The sequence below is a fragment of the Polyangium spumosum genome, assembly GCF_009649845.1.
Taxonomy (GTDB): domain Bacteria; phylum Myxococcota_A; class Polyangia; order Polyangiales; family Polyangiaceae; genus Polyangium; species Polyangium spumosum.
In genome coordinates this window covers 182,723-196,749 of the sequence record NZ_WJIE01000015.1, presented here as the reverse complement: position 1 = coordinate 196,749, position 14,027 = coordinate 182,723, and the positions used below count along the sequence as shown (strand labels likewise).

The following is a 14,027-nucleotide window of genomic DNA, read 5'->3' as shown; positions in this document are numbered from 1 at the left end:
CGGGCGATAACATCACGATGGACATCGAGCTCATCGCGCCGGTCGCGCTCGAGGAGCAGATGCGGTTCGCGATCCGCGAGGGTGGGAAGACCGTCGGCGCGGGCATCGTGACGAAGATCCTCAAGTAAGGAAGAAGCAGCGTCATGGCCGACACCACGAAGATCCGGATCCGCCTCAAGGCGTTCGATCACCAGCTTCTCGACAAGTCCACGAGCGACATCGTCGAGACCGCGAAGCGAACGGGCGCGCACGTCGCGGGCCCCATCCCCCTGCCCACGGAGATCCGCCGCTACACGGTCCTCCGCGGACCGCACGTCGACAAGAAGTCGCGCGAGCAGTTCGAGATCCGCACGCACAAGCGGCTCCTCGACATCATCGAGCCGACGCAGCAGACCCTCGACGCCCTGATGAAGCTCGATCTTTCGGCCGGCGTCGACGTCGAGATCAAGAGCTAGGAGCGCGCCATGAAAGTCAACGTCTACAACCTCAAGCGGGAGCAGGTCGGCGAGATCGACCTTTCGGACGAGGTCTTCGGCGCCGAGGTGAAGGAGCAGCTCTTCTACGAGGTCGTCAAGGCCCAGCTCGCCTCGCGGCGCGCGGGCACGAAGGCCACGAAGGAGCGCAGCGCGGTGGCCGGCTCGTCGAAGAAGCTCTACCGCCAGAAGGGCACCGGCCGCGCTCGTCAGGGGTCGATCCGCGCCCCGCACCACGCGGGCGGCGGCATGGCGCACGCGCTCGAGCCGCAGGACTGGTCCTACCGTCCGCCGCGCAAGGTGCGCATCGGCGCGCTGAAGAGCGCGCTCTCCCTGTACGCCAAGGAGGGTCGCCTCATCGTCCTCGACAGCCTCGAGCTGCCCGAGATCAAGACGAAGGCGATCGTCGACGCGCTCGGGGCGCTGCAGGCGGGCAAGAAGTCGCTCGTCGTCGACAGCGCCTCGAACGAGAAGCTGGTGAAGTCGATCCGCAACCTCGACGCGCACCAGTTCTTGCCGCCGGAGGGCGTCAACGTGTACGACCTCCTCCGCCACGACCACCTCGTCGTCTCGAAAGAGGCGGCCAAAGCGCTCGAAGCGCGCTGCCTTCGGTAGAGGAACACGCCATGCAGCCCGAGCACATCATCCGTCGGCCGATCATGCTCACCGAGAAGTCGGCCCGGCTCCGCGAAGATAACAACAAGGTCATCTTCGAGGTGCGCCGCGACGCGAACAAGATCCAGATCAAGGACGCGATCCAGGCGCTCTTCAAGGTCGGCGTGGTCGAAGTGAACACGCTCGTCATGCGCGGCAAAGAGAAGCGCATGGGGCGCGGCTACGCCAAGCTGCACAACTGGAAGAAGGCGATCGTCACCCTCAAGCCGGGCGACCAGATCCAGTTCTTCGACGAGGAGAAGTCGGAGTAAGCCATGGGTATCAAGAGCTTCAAGCCGACGTCCCCCGCGCGGCGTTACTACTCGGTCAGCGACTTCAAGGAGATCACGAAGGTCGAGCCGGAGCGCTCCCTCGTCGAGAAGCAGACCTCGACGGGCGGGCGTAACAACCTCGGCCGGATCACCTCGCGGTTCCGCGGCGGTGGCCACAAGCAGCGCTACCGGATCATCGACTTCCGGCGCGACAAGATCGGCATCCCCGCGACCGTCGCCGCCATCGAGTACGATCCGAACCGCACCGCTCGTATCGCCCTGCTCCACTACGTCGACGGCGAGAAGCGCTACATCCTCGCCCCCGACGGCCTCGCCGTGGGCGCGAAGCTGGTCGCGAGCCGCAACGCCGACATCAAGCCCGGCAACAGCCTCACGCTGCGCTACATCCCGCCCGGCACCTCGATCCACAACATCGAGGTCAAGAAGGGCAAGGGCGGCCAGCTCGTGCGCTCCGCCGGCGTCGCCGCGCAGCTCATGGCCAAGGACGGCGACTACGCCCAGGTGCGCCTGCCGAGCGGCGAGATCCGCAAGGTGCACCTCGATTGCCGCGCCACGATCGGCCAGGTCTCGAACCCCGATCACGCGAACATCAGCCTCGGCAAGGCGGGTCGTTCGCGGTGGCTCGGCCGCCGTCCCCACAACCGCGGCGTCACCATGAACCCCGTCGATCACCCGATGGGCGGCGGCGAGGGCCGCACCTCCGGCGGTCGTCACCCCTGCTCGCCCTGGGGTCAGCTCGCCAAGGGCCTGAAGACTCGCAACAACAAGCGGACCGACAACATGATCGTTCGTCGGCGCGGAACCAAGGGTTGAGCCATGCCGCGTAGCATCAAGAAGGGCCCCTTCGTCGACGGCCACCTGATGGAGAAGATCCAGACGGCCCAGGCCACGGGCGGCCCCAAGAAGGTCATCAAGACCTGGTCCCGCAGGTCCACCATCGTCCCCGACGCCGTGGGCCTCACGTTCGCCGTGCACAACGGCCGCAAGTTCGTCCCCGTGTTCGTCACGGAGAACATGGTCGGCCACAAGCTCGGCGAGTTCGCCCCGACCCGCACCTTCCACGGCCACTCCGGCGACAAGAAGGCGAAGGTCGGCAAGGGTCGCTGAAGAGCGTCCCCAGGGAGTTTCACAGGACAACCTGTGGAGCTCCCCCTCGAGAAGAGCTCGTCTCCTCGCTCCGGCGAGCGACGAGCTCTTCTCTTTTTCGAAGCGCGAGGTGCGTGCAGATCAGCGCGACTTGAGCGCGGCGATCGCTTCCTTGAGCTTCGGATCCTTCGACATCCGGCAGCTCCGGCTCATCAGCATCAGCCAGCCGAGCGCGCGTGAATCTCCCTCGTCACGCGCCCGGTCGATCAGCGCGGCCTTGTCATCGCAGCTCTTCGCGGTCTTGAGATCGAACGCGATCCGCATGGCAGGCGTCCCGCGGCTTCGAACCTCGTCCTGCTTCAGGAGCTCGGCGGCGCGCTCGGCCGCCTTCGAGCCGCCCTTGCTCGTGACCAGGTAGTAGAGGATGTCCGGCCCGCGTTCGCCCATCTTCGAGCGGATGAGGTCGAAGACCTTGTCGGCCTCGGCGCCGCCCGCGAAGCCCGCCTTCGACGCGAGATCCACGATGTCGCCCCGCACGTCCGCGTCGTCCGGCGAGTGAGGATCCACGGCCACGAGCGACTCCAGCGTCGCCGTCGCGTCCTTCAGCTTGCCGCCGCGCACCTCCTTGGAGAGCCGCGTCCGGAGCTCTCGCGAGTTGCCCGCGACCGGCGCCGCCCGCGGCTCGTCCTCGTCCTCGTCCTCGTCGTTCGAGGTGACGGCCGTGCGCGAGGTGCCCGAGGCGCTCGTGCTGCCTTTGGCCTCGTCGAGGTCCGGGAACGGGGAGGAGCGCACGGCGATGGCCAGCACGATCACCGCGACGATGCTGGCCGCGCCCGCGATGCCGAGCACGACGGGGCGGGGGAGGGGCGCAGCGGGATCCGGGGCGCGATCGGGCGGCGTGCCGGCGATGGTCATGACGTGGGCAGAGAATAGCGGAGCTTCGGTCCGCTGGGTTCGTCGTTCGACGGGAGGGCACGCGCTGGAGGCGTGCCCTGGCCCTCAGAACGTGCCGCGGAGGCCCAGGTGGGCCGGACCTACGACGAGCTCGGTCCGTGCGGCTTCGGGCTTCTTGTCCTTCTTCAGGCTGAGCACGAAGAGCGTCGCGCCTGCGGCCACGCCGACGGCGCCCACGATGAGGCCCACGTTGGCGACCGTCTGCTGCATCTTGCCCTTGTCGACGTCGCCTTGCCTGTCGGCCGGGCAGGGGCCGCCGCAGGCCGCCTGCAGGTCGTCGTAGGTCGCGTTCGACATCGAGCCGAAGACCGCGAACGTCACGAAGCCGGCCACGCCGAGGCCGCCGGCCGCGAACGCGCCGATGCGCATCCCCGACATGCCTTTGCCGGCGTCGCTGCCTCCGTCGCCGCTGCCGTCGCCGCTGCCGTCGCCGCTGCCGTCGCCGGCGCTGGCGAAGCCGAGCTGCACCGTCCGCGACTCGCCGGCCGCCGGGGTGATCGACTGCGTCGCGGCGGGTTTGCCCGGGCTCTCGAGGCGGATCTCGACGCTGCCGGGTGTCGCGGGGAAGGGTTTGCCCCAGCGATCCTGGGGCACCTCGATGCCGCCGATGGTGAGCCGCGCGCCGCTCTCGGGCGTCGTCACGTCGACGCTCACGAGCGCGATCTTCGGGTTGAGCTCGTCGCGCTCGAGCTTCGCGGTCTCGCCGGTCTGCGCGTACTTCTCGCCTGCGGTCTGGGCCTCGGCCGCCACCTTGTCGAACTCGACGTAGGCCTCGGCGAGCTTGCCCATCTCGCGCAGAGAGCGAGCGATGTAGAGGTGCGAGTTCGGGCTCTGCACCTTGCCGTACGAGGTGCGGAAATCCTCGATGGCCTCGGCGTACTTGCCGGCTTTGAAGAGGTTCGCGCCGCTCTCGAACTTCTTCTTCGCCTCGGCGACGTCCGCTGGGGAGGGCGCGGATGCCGCGGTCGGGGCTTGCGCGTGGGCGACGCTCGGCTCGAGGACCGAGAGCGCGGGGAGGGCAACGAAGAGGGCTGCGGTCGCGGTTGTTCTCATTCGCACGGCGCTCAGATTCCGGTGGGATCGAACTTGGGGGTTTTCTTGGTGGTCTTGTTCGTCGTCTTGCTCGTCCCGGTGGACGGCGGACGAACGGTCTTCGTCGTGGGCGCCTTCCACGTGGTCGGCGCCTTGTTGACGGCGGTGGCAGCCTGCGTCGGCTCGGGCGGCGGCGTCTCGGCGGCGGGCTCCTCGGGCTTCGGCTCCTCGGGCTTCGGCTCCTCGGGCTTCGGCGCCTCGGCCGTCGGCGGCGGCTCGGGCTGCTTCGCCTCCGTCGGCGTCGGCGTCGGCGCGGCTTCTGCGGTGGGCGCTTGCTCCGTCGTTGTCGGCGCTGGTGTCTCGGGTTTGTCCCCGCCGCCCGAGAAGGCCATGACGACCCCGGCGATCGCGACGGCGGCGATGCCACCGACGACCATGATCGTGCGCTTTTTCTTCTGCGCCGCCTGCGCTGCGACGAGCGGATCGTCGTCGTCCGTCGCGGTCGGCTGCGCGGCCGTCGGGACCGGCACGCTCGGCAGCGTCTCGAGACGCGCCGGGGGCGGCGCGGCCGGTACGTCGAGGCCTGGCGCGGGCAGCTCGTTCGTCACGGCGCTGTCCGAGATCTCGCCGGCCTTCGCCGCCGGGACGTCCGGCTTCGAGTCGACCTTCGGCCCGTCGAGGGGCGGCGGGATGCTCAGGCGTTCTGCGGCGAGGTTCGCGTCGGCTGCGGCGATCGCGGCGCGCAGCTCGGCGGCGCGTTTCGCGTTCGCCTCGCCGATCACCTTGCGCACGAAGTCCGCGACGTCCTCGTCCGTGATCGGCGAGCCGACCTGCGACGCGACTTGATCGAGCGCGCGTTGCATCTCGGCGGCCGTCGAGTAGCGCTTCGTCCGGTCCTTCTCGAGCGCCTTCAGGATCACCTTCTCGAAGTCCGCGTGGATGCTCGGTACGAGCTCGCGCGGCGGGATCGGATCCTTCAGCGCGATGTTCTCGACCGTCTTGAACTCCGTCTCCCCGCGGAACGGGTGCAGGCCGGTGACCATCACGTAGAGCAGCACGCCGAGCGAGAAGAGGTCGCTGCGACGATCGAGCGGCAGGCCGCCGAGCTGCTCGGGCGAGAGATACGGCGTCTTGCCTTTGACGACGCCCTCGGCGCGCGTGACGTAGAGCCGCCCGCGCGATTTCGCGACCCCGAAGTCGGCGATCTTCGCGAAGCCGGACGTCGAGATCAGGATGTTGCCCGGCGAGATGTCGCGGTGGACGAGATCGACGAGGGCGCCGTTGTCGTCGCGCAGCTCGTGCGCGGCGTGCAGGCCCGCGCAGATCTGCGAGGCGAGGCGCAGGATGATGTTCTGCGGGATCCCGCCGAGCGTCTTCGCCGCCTTCTGCACCGTGCTGAGCGTGTCGCCCTCGACCCACTCCATCACGATGTAGAGGATGTCGTCCTGCTCGCCGAGGTCGAAGATCTCGACCACGTTCGGGTGCCGGATCCGGGCCGCGACGCGCGCCTCGTCGAGGAACATCGTCTCGAAATCCGGATCGTCGGAGACGTCCGGCAGCATCGTCTTGATCGCGACGGTCTTCTGGAAGCCGCGTGATCCTTGCAGGCGCGCGGCCCAGACGGACGCCATGCCGCCCTTCGCGACGCGCAGCAGGATCTCGTAACGCCCGAGCGTGCTGCCCGGCTTGAGGCGGTCGAGCGCGGTCGCCTTCGTGCGCGAGACGGGCGCGTCGGCGTTGTCGCTGTCGGCCGACGAGGGGCCGGTCGTCGGCGTCTTCGTGACGACGGTCGGCATCTCCGACTTCGTCGCCACGACGTGCTCGGGTTTGTCCTCGACCTTCGGCTCCTCGGCCTTGGCCTCCTCGGGCGCCTTGGCTTCGGCCTTGGGCTCGTCGGGCTTCGGCGTGTCCTTCGCCTCGGGCTTCGGCGTGTCCTTCGCCTCGGCCTTCAGCGCCTCGGCCTTGAACATGCCGGAGTCCTCGTCGATCTCGACGTCCTCTCCGGGCAGCGACTCCGCGATCGGGCGGGCCGGCGGCGGCTTGGGGAGCTCGGGCTTCGCGCCGACCACGGGCGGGGCCGGGGGCTTCGGCAGACCGAGCTTCGGCGGCGGCGGCACCTTCGGCGGCGGCGGCGCGGGCGGCTTCTTCGCCTCCGCGGCCGGCGCGGCCTCGGGTTTGTCCGCGGCCTTCACCTCGGCGGGCTCCTTCGCTTCTGCCACTGGCTCGGGCTTGCCGCCGGGCTTCGGCACGGAGACCGCGGGCTTCGGTGGCTCGACGCCGCCGACGAGCGTCTTCTGACGGACCATCGGCTTCGGCGCGCCGAGCTTCGGCAAAGGCGAAGCTCCGGGCGCGGCGCTTTCGTCTTTTTTGGCGGCGGGCGCGGGCGCCGTCACGGCGGGCGTCTTCGCGCCGAGCGGCGCCTTGCCGTTGGCTGCGGGCGTCGCGACGCCGACGACCGTCGACTGCGGCGGACGCACGGGCGCGGCGGGTCCCGGCTTCGGCGCTGCGGGCGACGCGGCCGGCGCTGCGGGCGCCTTCGAGGCGAGCTTCTCCACGACCGCGCCCACGTCCTCGGGCTTCGCGAGCTCTCCCGCGGGGATGCTGCGGAACGCCTCGAGCAGGGCATCGAGCGACGCGCGTTTCGCGGGATCACGCTCGAGCGCCTTCGGCAGCGCCTCTTCCACGGAGGCCGGCAGGCCGTCGATCGTCACCGACGACAGCTCCTGGATCGGCCCCGAGAGGACCTTCTGCACGACGGCGGCCTCCATCTTCGAGGCGAAGAGCCGCTGCTTGGCGAGCAGCTCCCACAGGATCACGGCTGCGGCGAACACGTCACCTTTGGGCTCGATGTTGCCCGTCGGCGCGCCGGCCGTCGCGGCGCTCATCGCCTTCACCCGCTCGGGCGGCGCGTAGGCGAGCCGGTCCTGCTTCATGATCCCGTGTGGTCCGAGCTTGGCGAGGGCCCGCGCCCAGCCGAGGCCGCCGACGCGCGTCACGCCGTCCTTGCCCACGAGCACGTGGAACGGGCTCAGCTCTCCGTGCGCGATCGGCTCGCTCTGCGCGTGCGCGGCCGCGAGCCCTTCCAGCATCTCGAGGCCGATGCGCAGCGCGACGGGCAGCGGGATGCCGGCGGTCTTCGCGTTCGCGACGAGCGACGAGAGCGGCTCCCCTTCGAAGTGTTCCGAGACGACGAAGATCTCGCCGTCGCCGACGCCCGTCTCCACCATCGGCACCACGTTCGCGTGCGAGAGCAGCTTGCCGTTCTTCGCGTCACGCAGGAAAGCCTCGGCGACCTCCGGCTTCTTCGTGACGTGCTTGTGAAGACGGAGCACGACGTAGCTCTTCGTGCTGCCTTCGGTTCGAGCGAGCCAGGTGGACGCCACGCCACTGCCGGCCATCTCCCGCGTCAACTCGTATTTGCCGAGCTTCGATGCCGATCCAGTGGCAGTCTGAGTATCGAGCGCCATTGCCGTCGCATGCTATCAGGTTCGTAGAAGCCGGATCCAGCAAGCATTTCAGGTTGCGCGGCCTTCGTCTCTCGCGAGTAGCCTCGCACGCGAAGCGAAGGCGCGCCGGAACGGGGTGGCGACGCACACGTTCTCCCTGGGCTCGCATGTGACCATGTCTGCTGCGCCGTTTCCCTCGCGTCCACGCCTCGCCGATCACGCCGTCGTCAGGCGCCACCGCGTGGGCAGCGAAGACTTCTGGGTCCTGCACGATCAGCGCTCGGGCCTCGCCTACCGCCTCGGCGCGCGCGAGTGGGGCTTGCTCGCGCAGGCCGACGGCTCGCGGGATCTCGAGGGCATCGTGGCGGCGGCCTCTCGCGCCTCCGCCTTCGCGAAGGTCGACACCTTGCGTGTGTTCCTCGGCGCTCTGCACGAGGCCGGCCTGCTCGAAGAGGGCGTCGCGCCGCTGCCCGAGCCGAAGCCTCGCGCCGCGTCACGCCCGCTCGATCCGCTGCCTGGCTTCTCGCTCGCGTGCGACGGCCGCGGGAGCTGCTGCCGATTCTACGCCTCCGTAATATTCCGGCCCGTCGAGGAGGCCCACGCCCGCGCGCTCCTGCCGCGCGTGCTCGACGCCGGCGATCACCCCGAGCGCGCGTTCACGCCGCTGCACGGCTCCTCTCCTTGCGGCGCGACCTCCGTGCCCCTCGTCGACGGCCGCTGCGCGTACCTCGACGACGGCGGGCTCTGCCGCTTGCACGCGGCGCGGGGCGCCCAGGTGAAGCCGCTCGGCTGCCAGACGTTCCCCGCGCTCTTCGTCGACGATGGGGAGGCCGTGCGGATCGCGCCCGCCGTCGAGTGCGCCTGCGTGCTCGCGAGCGCGCTCGATCCGCGGCCCGAGGGCGCTCCCCTCGTCCCCGAGGGCGCTCGACGCTCGGAGGATCTCGACGAGGGGATCCTGATCGTCGAGCTGCCCGAGACGCTCCCCCTCGCGCCCGGGAGGAGCGGGGCGCGCGCCGATCTCGTCCGCTTCCTGCGCGCCGTCGCCGAGGCCCCGCCGCCGCGTGACACGGCGCACGCGCTCGTCGCCCTCGCCGACGTGGTCGAGACCTCGGGCCTCGATCCCGCCCTCGCGACGCGCGCCCTCGCGGCGCCCGCGCCCCCCGATGCCGAGCTCTTCCGCCCCTTCTTCGCCGCCCTCGCGACGCGCGCCGCCCGCCGCGCCCGCATCGACGCGACCTTCCGCGCCGAGCGTGATCTCGCGCGCCGCGTCGTTTGCTGGATCGAAGCCGCCGCCCTCGCGCTCGCCGAGGATCCGGCCCTCGTCGCGCGCCTCCTCGCAGCGCCCGCGTCCATCCCGCGCGCACGCGCCGAGGCCTTTTACCTGCGCGCCGGCGCTCATGCCTACCAGCTCGTCTCCGTCGACCTGCCCCTCGCGTTTGCCCTCCGCGATCGCGCCGCGCGTGTCCTCCTCGCGCGCGCCTTGCCCCTCGTGATCACGCCCGACGACACGCGCGACGAGCCCGCGCTCGAACACCCGCTCGCCCTCGTCGAGGCGACGCTGCGCGGTCACGGGCTCGAGGCGTACGCCCACGACGTGCTCGATCTGCGCTGAACCTGCGATCGCCGTGCAGGCCGGCGCTTCGAGGTCATAACGATCCGAGGAGGATCGAGCCCATGACGATCACGCGGGGGGATCGGGGAGCGCTCATCGAGCGGCTGCTCTCCATCATGGATCAGAAGAACCACTGGGCCTGGCCGAAGCTCACGAAGCCGGGCCTGTCGCGCGCCGCGCTCGCCGCGCACTTCCGCCACGAGTTCCACACCTACGTGCGCGACTTCCCGGTGCTGCTCGCGCGTGTCCTCGGCCAGGGCCCGCCCGCCGACGTGCGTATCGCGCTCGCCGAGAACCTCTACGAAGAGCAGACCGGAAAGCTCAGCCTTGGCGTCCCGCATCCGGCCCTCTTCCTCGAGATGATCGACGGCCTCGGCATCGATCGCGCCTCGATCGAAGACCCGTCGATCCCCCTCGAACCCGAGGCCCTCGCCTACCGCGCCATGCTCGACCGCGTCAGCGCGAGCGCGCCGTGGCAGATCGGCGCCGCGGTCCTCACCATCTTCGTCGAGGGCAGCGTGCACGAGCGCGCCGAGCTCGAAGGGACACGGAACCTCCCGCCGATCGACGAGGCCATCCGCGCGCACCCCATGGTCCTGCACTACGGCTGTCCTCCCGAGCGTATGCGCCTCGCCCGCGCCCACCGCGCCGTCGAGGGAGGCCACCGCCGCGACGCGTGGACCATGCTCCTCACGCACGTCCCTCCCGAGGGCGAGCTCGCCGACGCGATCGTCCACGCGATGACCGAGGCGCTCACGCTCTGGCAAGCCTACCGCTCGGCCGTCGCGCGCCACCTCGCCTGATCATCGCACCTCCACCTTCCGCGTCTCGCCGAGCGCCGCCTCGCGCGTGCGGCTCGCCGCGGCCTTCACCGCGTCTCCGACCGTCGCGCGCGAGAGCCGCGACGCCACCTCTCGCGCCGCGTGCAGCGCAGGCAACGAGACCACGACGAACAGCACGAGCGTCGCCGTGATCGTCATCCCCGCCGCGCCGCCGTGACCGCCCCGCGCGGCCGGGCGCATCGACGCGCCTCGTGTCCGCGAGAACCCCGTCGCGGACGGGTGCGCGCCCATGAAATCGCCGAGCGCCTCCTCCAGCGCGACCCGCAGCGCCCGCGCGTCCTCCGGCCGGCGTCGTTCGTCCTTCTCCAGGCAGCTCGCCACGAGCCGCCGCGCGCCTTCTGGCACCCAGCCTGGCAGCGGGGCCGGCTCTTCCGAGAGCACGGCCTCGATCACCGCGTCCACGTCCGTCCCGTCGAACGGCGCCCGCCCCGCGAGCGCCTCGTACAGCACCGCCCCGAGCGCCCACAGATCCGCGCGCCCGTCCACGCCCCCCTCGCCGCGCGCCTGCTCCGGGCTCATGTACTGCGGTGTCCCGAGCTCCTCCGGCGCGCCCTCGTTCGGCTCGCTCGTCCGCGAGCTGATCCCGAAATCGAGCAGCTTCGGCACGCGGCCCTCGCCCGGTACGTCCGCGAGGAAGATGTTCTCCGGCTTCACGTCCCGGTGCACGATCCCACGCGCGTGGATCGCCTCGAGCCCGCGACAGACCTCGATCGCGATCGAGAGCGCCTCCGCGACGGGCAGCGGCGCGCGCGGGCGCAGCCTCTCGGCGAGCGTCTCGCCGCGGAGCAGCTCCATCACCAGGAAGACGCGACGTGGCTCGGCCTCGCCTGTGTCGAGGACACCCACGACGTTCGGGTGGCAGACCTGCGCGGCGATGTGCGCCTCGCGCACGAAACGTGGAGCGAAGCTGCCGTCGCTCTCGGGTGGTGAGAGCTTGAGGGCCACGTCGCGCCCGATCCGTTCGTCGCGGGCCCACCACACGGTCCCCATCCCGCCTGCGCCGATCGCCCGGATCAGCCGGTATCGCTCCCCCAACAGCTCGCCCGCTCGGGCCATGCTCCCCCTCCGAGGGAGGAACGTGCGTGCAGAAACCGCGCCGCCGTTCTCCCCGGGAAAACCCCGGGGTCAGAGGCCGCGGAGGACGTGCGTCGACAGCGCCTCGCCGAGCGCGCGGTAGCCGCGTTGCGTGAGGTGCACGCCGTCGCTCGCCGCGCGCGCCGGCGACTCCGTGGCCCACGCCTTGATCGAGCCCTCGCCGCCCATGACGTTGTACGTGTCCCAGAAGCTGCACCCCGCCTGCCGCGCGCCCTCGCGGATCGCGTCTCGAACGAGCGGCGTGCGTACGCGGGCGTCCGCGCGATCCGTCGGCGCGAGCGCCAGACAGTCCGTGTCGGGCGCGAAGCGGCGGATCCGCTCCACGATCCGCACGAGCCTCTGCGTGTACTTCACCGGATCCACCGCCGGGATGTCGCCTGCCTCGTTCGTCCCGTACTCCAGCACCACGAGCGAGGGCTTGCGCCGGGCGAGCTCGGCCCCGAAGCTCGCCTCGTCCCAGGCGAGCGGCGTCCCGAGCCGCGCCCCGTTGATGCCCAGCGTGTCGAGCACCACGCCCGGCTTCTCGGCCGGATCCGTCTCGATCACCACCCCGCAGAGCTCGGGGTTTCCGCGTGTCGGCGCGACCTGCAGCGTCTCGCGCCCCTCGCTGACGAGCACGAGGTGCCGGAGCTCGCCCGGCGGCTCGGTCGCGGTCGCGCGGATCTTCGTCTTCGGCCCCGATCCCAGGGAGACCTCGAGCTCGTCGCCGGGCGAGCGCAGCCGGTAACACACGTCCCACGAGAGCCGGCTCTGGAGCCCCTCGTCCGTCACCTTCACCCGCGCCCGGCCGCTCCCTGCTGGGCCCGTCGTCACCACGCCGCCGAGCCCGAACACGCCGTCGCCCGTCTTCGACGACGTGGCCGGCGCCTTCGGCCGGATCGACCACTTCTCGTCGATCGAGAGCCGCACGCCGTCGTGCCTGTACTGCTTCCAGCCTACGTGGACGAACCCCGGCCCCGCCTTGCCGAACCGCTTCTGCAACACGTCACGCAGCGCGCCCGTCCAGAAATCCGCCTGCCCGTGTGAGTCGCCGAGCCAGAGGATCCGCACGTGCGCCTTGCGAGCGCCCCGGCCGAGCTCCCGCAGCGCCGCCTGGAACCGCGCGAGCTCGGGCTCGCCCGCCGGCAGAGCTTCCGCCGGAGCCGCAGCCTCCTCGGCCGGGGCGGCGGCAGCCGACGTGATCGGCGCGGCAACACTCGCCGAGGCGGAAGGCGCGGGCGCGTCGACCGACGCCGACGGAGAGGCGGACGCGACGGGGCGCGGCGCGCTGGGTGCGGTGTCGGTAGGCGGCCGATGTTCGCCCCCACAGGCCGCGGCGGCGAGCGCGATCAAAAGGGGGCAAAGACCCTCACGAGAACGGATCGTACACCTCCGCTTCTCCCCCTGGAGACGCCGACGGTGGCCGCGGCGCGCGCCGCGTGTTCACGTGCTCCTCCACCTCGCGCACGAGCTCCTCGGCGTACGCTTCGAACGGCGGGCACATGATCCCCGTCCCCGCGAGCGCGCTCGTCGCGGCGCGCGCGTCGTACCGCGCGGCCCGCGCGATCTGCTCCAGGAACGCCTTGGGGCTGCGCACGACGCGCTCGATCCCCGGTGTACGCAGGAGCATCGCCGCCGCGCCCGCGGGCACCTGCCGCAGCGCGCTGCCCCTCGCCCTCGCCGCCCGCGCCAGCACCTCGAAGAACCGCCGCGCCGAGATCGGGTGTGGATCCACGAGGTGGAACGTCTTGCCCCGCGCCCCTTCCATCCGCCCGATCGCGCACGCCGCGCGGGTCACGTACTCCATCGGCACCACGTGCACCGGCGCGTCGCCTCGGTGCGGCAGCGGCAGCGGGATCTCTGCCGGCGTCGTCAGCGAGAGCAGCGCCGTGAGGTGCAGCGCGTCCAGCCGATCGCTCGGCCCCGACGCCCCGACCACGGCCGCGGGCCGCACGATCACGATCGGCGCGTCCTTCATCACCCGCCGCGCGAGCGCCTCGGCCTGCATCCGCGCCTGCGACGCCTCGTCGTGGAACACCTGCCCTGCTTCGAGATCCTCCTCGTACACCACGCCCGTCCGGTCCCCCGACACCGCCGTCGACGAGTGCACGACCAGCGCCTCGAGCGAGCTCGCCGCCCGCGCGAGCTCCAGGATCTCCGCCGTCGTCGCCACGTTCGCCCGCGCCGCCTCCGCCTCGTCGATGCCGACCCACGCCGCGTGTGCCGCGTGGTGGATCCGATCGACCTCCGAGGCGAGCTGCCGGTACTCCGCGCCCGAGAGCCCGAGGTCCATCGCCGCCGGATCCCCTTCGAGCAAACACGTCCGCGCGGCCTCGGCCTGCCCGAGCGCCCCGAGCGCCCGATCGGCCTCGGCCCTCTCCTCGGCCCGCGTCACCACGTACACGAACGCGCGCGGGTTCGTGGCGAGCACGTGCTCGGTGATCCTCTGCGCGTAGAGCGAGGGGAACCCGTTGATCAGCACGACCTCGTCGTGACCTGGGCGGGGCACGCGCCGAGCTTACCCCATGCGAACCTCGTCGACCGGGGTGAAACAAGCCCGC

14 protein-coding genes are annotated in these 14,027 nt (G+C 71.2%); 8 read left to right on the top strand and 6 right to left on the bottom strand.

All coding sequences use genetic code 11. The annotated features are described in order from the left end of the window. The 6 genes from GF068_RS35515 to rpsS all read left to right on the top strand — a co-directional run. Positions 1–128: EF-Tu C-terminal domain-related protein (locus tag GF068_RS35515; RefSeq protein ID WP_476704320.1), on the top strand; the 128-nt coding region annotated here is incomplete at its 5' end. 15 nt (positions 129–143) lie between these two features. Next, entirely contained in the window at positions 144–455 is a 312-nt protein-coding gene (gene rpsJ / locus GF068_RS35510) for a 30S ribosomal protein S10 (protein ID WP_012233476.1), read from the top strand. Positions 456–464: 9 nt separating this feature from the next. Next, positions 465–1,088: a 50S ribosomal protein L4 gene (rplD, locus tag GF068_RS35505; RefSeq protein ID WP_153823966.1), complete on the top strand. Its 624-nt coding sequence runs from the start codon at positions 465–467 to the stop codon at positions 1,086–1,088. An 11-nt stretch (positions 1,089–1,099) separates the two neighbouring features. Then, positions 1,100–1,399 carry a 50S ribosomal protein L23 gene (locus GF068_RS35500; RefSeq protein WP_153823965.1) on the top strand — a complete coding sequence of 100 codons (300 nt, stop codon included), beginning with the start codon at positions 1,100–1,102 and terminating at the stop codon, positions 1,397–1,399. A 3-nt stretch (positions 1,400–1,402) separates the two neighbouring features. Next, positions 1,403–2,233 (top strand): 50S ribosomal protein L2, encoded by an 831-nt coding sequence (gene rplB / locus GF068_RS35495; protein WP_153823964.1) that lies wholly within the window; start codon positions 1,403–1,405, stop codon positions 2,231–2,233. A 3-nt stretch (positions 2,234–2,236) separates the two neighbouring features. Beyond that, positions 2,237–2,527, top strand: a complete 291-nt coding sequence (rpsS, locus tag GF068_RS35490) for a 30S ribosomal protein S19 (RefSeq protein ID WP_153823963.1) — start codon at positions 2,237–2,239, stop codon at positions 2,525–2,527. Between the two features lie 120 nt (positions 2,528–2,647). On the opposite strand, the gene GF068_RS35485 is transcribed toward rpsS, so the two are convergent. The 3 genes from GF068_RS35485 to GF068_RS35475 form a co-directional block, all read right to left on the bottom strand. Continuing rightward, complete coding sequence (locus GF068_RS35485; RefSeq protein ID WP_153823962.1) at positions 2,648–3,421, bottom strand: hypothetical protein; 774 nt, start codon at positions 3,419–3,421, stop codon at positions 2,648–2,650. A gap of 84 nt (positions 3,422–3,505) precedes the next feature. Beyond that, complete coding sequence (locus tag GF068_RS35480; protein WP_240807915.1) at positions 3,506–4,513, bottom strand: tetratricopeptide repeat protein; 1,008 nt, start codon at positions 4,511–4,513, stop codon at positions 3,506–3,508. A gap of 11 nt (positions 4,514–4,524) precedes the next feature. After that, positions 4,525–7,959 (bottom strand): protein kinase domain-containing protein, encoded by a 3,435-nt coding sequence (locus tag GF068_RS35475; protein ID WP_153823961.1) that lies wholly within the window; start codon positions 7,957–7,959, stop codon positions 4,525–4,527. A 154-nt stretch (positions 7,960–8,113) separates the two neighbouring features. Here GF068_RS35475 and GF068_RS35470 point away from each other — a divergent pair, with 154 nt between their 5' ends. Next, positions 8,114–9,550, top strand: a complete 1,437-nt coding sequence (locus tag GF068_RS35470; protein WP_153823960.1) for a YkgJ family cysteine cluster protein — start codon at positions 8,114–8,116, stop codon at positions 9,548–9,550. A gap of 62 nt (positions 9,551–9,612) precedes the next feature. Beyond that, positions 9,613–10,353: an iron-containing redox enzyme family protein gene (locus GF068_RS35465; protein WP_153823959.1), complete on the top strand. Its 741-nt coding sequence runs from the start codon at positions 9,613–9,615 to the stop codon at positions 10,351–10,353. Here the strand turns inward: GF068_RS35465 and GF068_RS35460 are convergent, their stop codons facing one another. The 3 genes from GF068_RS35460 to GF068_RS35450 all read right to left on the bottom strand — a co-directional run bounded on the left by GF068_RS35460 (position 10,354) and on the right by GF068_RS35450 (position 13,975). Next, a complete protein-coding gene (locus GF068_RS35460; RefSeq protein ID WP_153823958.1) occupies positions 10,354–11,448 on the bottom strand; it encodes a serine/threonine-protein kinase in 1,095 nt (364 codons plus the stop codon). A 69-nt stretch (positions 11,449–11,517) separates the two neighbouring features. Further along, complete coding sequence (locus GF068_RS35455; RefSeq protein ID WP_153823957.1) at positions 11,518–12,819, bottom strand: GDSL-type esterase/lipase family protein; 1,302 nt, start codon at positions 12,817–12,819, stop codon at positions 11,518–11,520. A gap of 16 nt (positions 12,820–12,835) precedes the next feature. Continuing rightward, entirely contained in the window at positions 12,836–13,975 is a 1,140-nt protein-coding gene (locus GF068_RS35450) for an SDR family oxidoreductase (RefSeq protein ID WP_153823956.1), read from the bottom strand. Positions 13,976–14,027 lie beyond the last annotated feature (52 nt).

Bases quoted from the DNA above. Each gene is read 5' to 3' on its own strand.
- rplD (WP_153823966.1), top strand. From the start codon at position 465: ATGAAAGTCAACGTCTACAACCTCAAGCGGGAGCAGGTCGGCGAGATC.
- rpsS (WP_153823963.1), top strand. From the start codon at position 2,237: ATGCCGCGTAGCATCAAGAAGGGCCCCTTCGTCGACGGCCACCTGATG.
- GF068_RS35460 (WP_153823958.1), bottom strand. From the start codon at position 11,448: ATGGCCCGAGCGGGCGAGCTGTTGGGGGAGCGATACCGGCTGATCCGG.
- GF068_RS35500 (WP_153823965.1), top strand. From the start codon at position 1,100: ATGCAGCCCGAGCACATCATCCGTCGGCCGATCATGCTCACCGAGAAG.
- rpsJ (WP_012233476.1), top strand. From the start codon at position 144: ATGGCCGACACCACGAAGATCCGGATCCGCCTCAAGGCGTTCGATCAC.
- GF068_RS35465 (WP_153823959.1), top strand. From the start codon at position 9,613: ATGACGATCACGCGGGGGGATCGGGGAGCGCTCATCGAGCGGCTGCTC.
- GF068_RS35485 (WP_153823962.1), bottom strand. From the start codon at position 3,421: ATGACCATCGCCGGCACGCCGCCCGATCGCGCCCCGGATCCCGCTGCG.
- GF068_RS35475 (WP_153823961.1), bottom strand. From the start codon at position 7,959: ATGGCGCTCGATACTCAGACTGCCACTGGATCGGCATCGAAGCTCGGC.
- GF068_RS35480 (WP_240807915.1), bottom strand. From the start codon at position 4,513: ATGAGAACAACCGCGACCGCAGCCCTCTTCGTTGCCCTCCCCGCGCTC.
- GF068_RS35470 (WP_153823960.1), top strand. From the start codon at position 8,114: ATGTCTGCTGCGCCGTTTCCCTCGCGTCCACGCCTCGCCGATCACGCC.
- rplB (WP_153823964.1), top strand. From the start codon at position 1,403: ATGGGTATCAAGAGCTTCAAGCCGACGTCCCCCGCGCGGCGTTACTAC.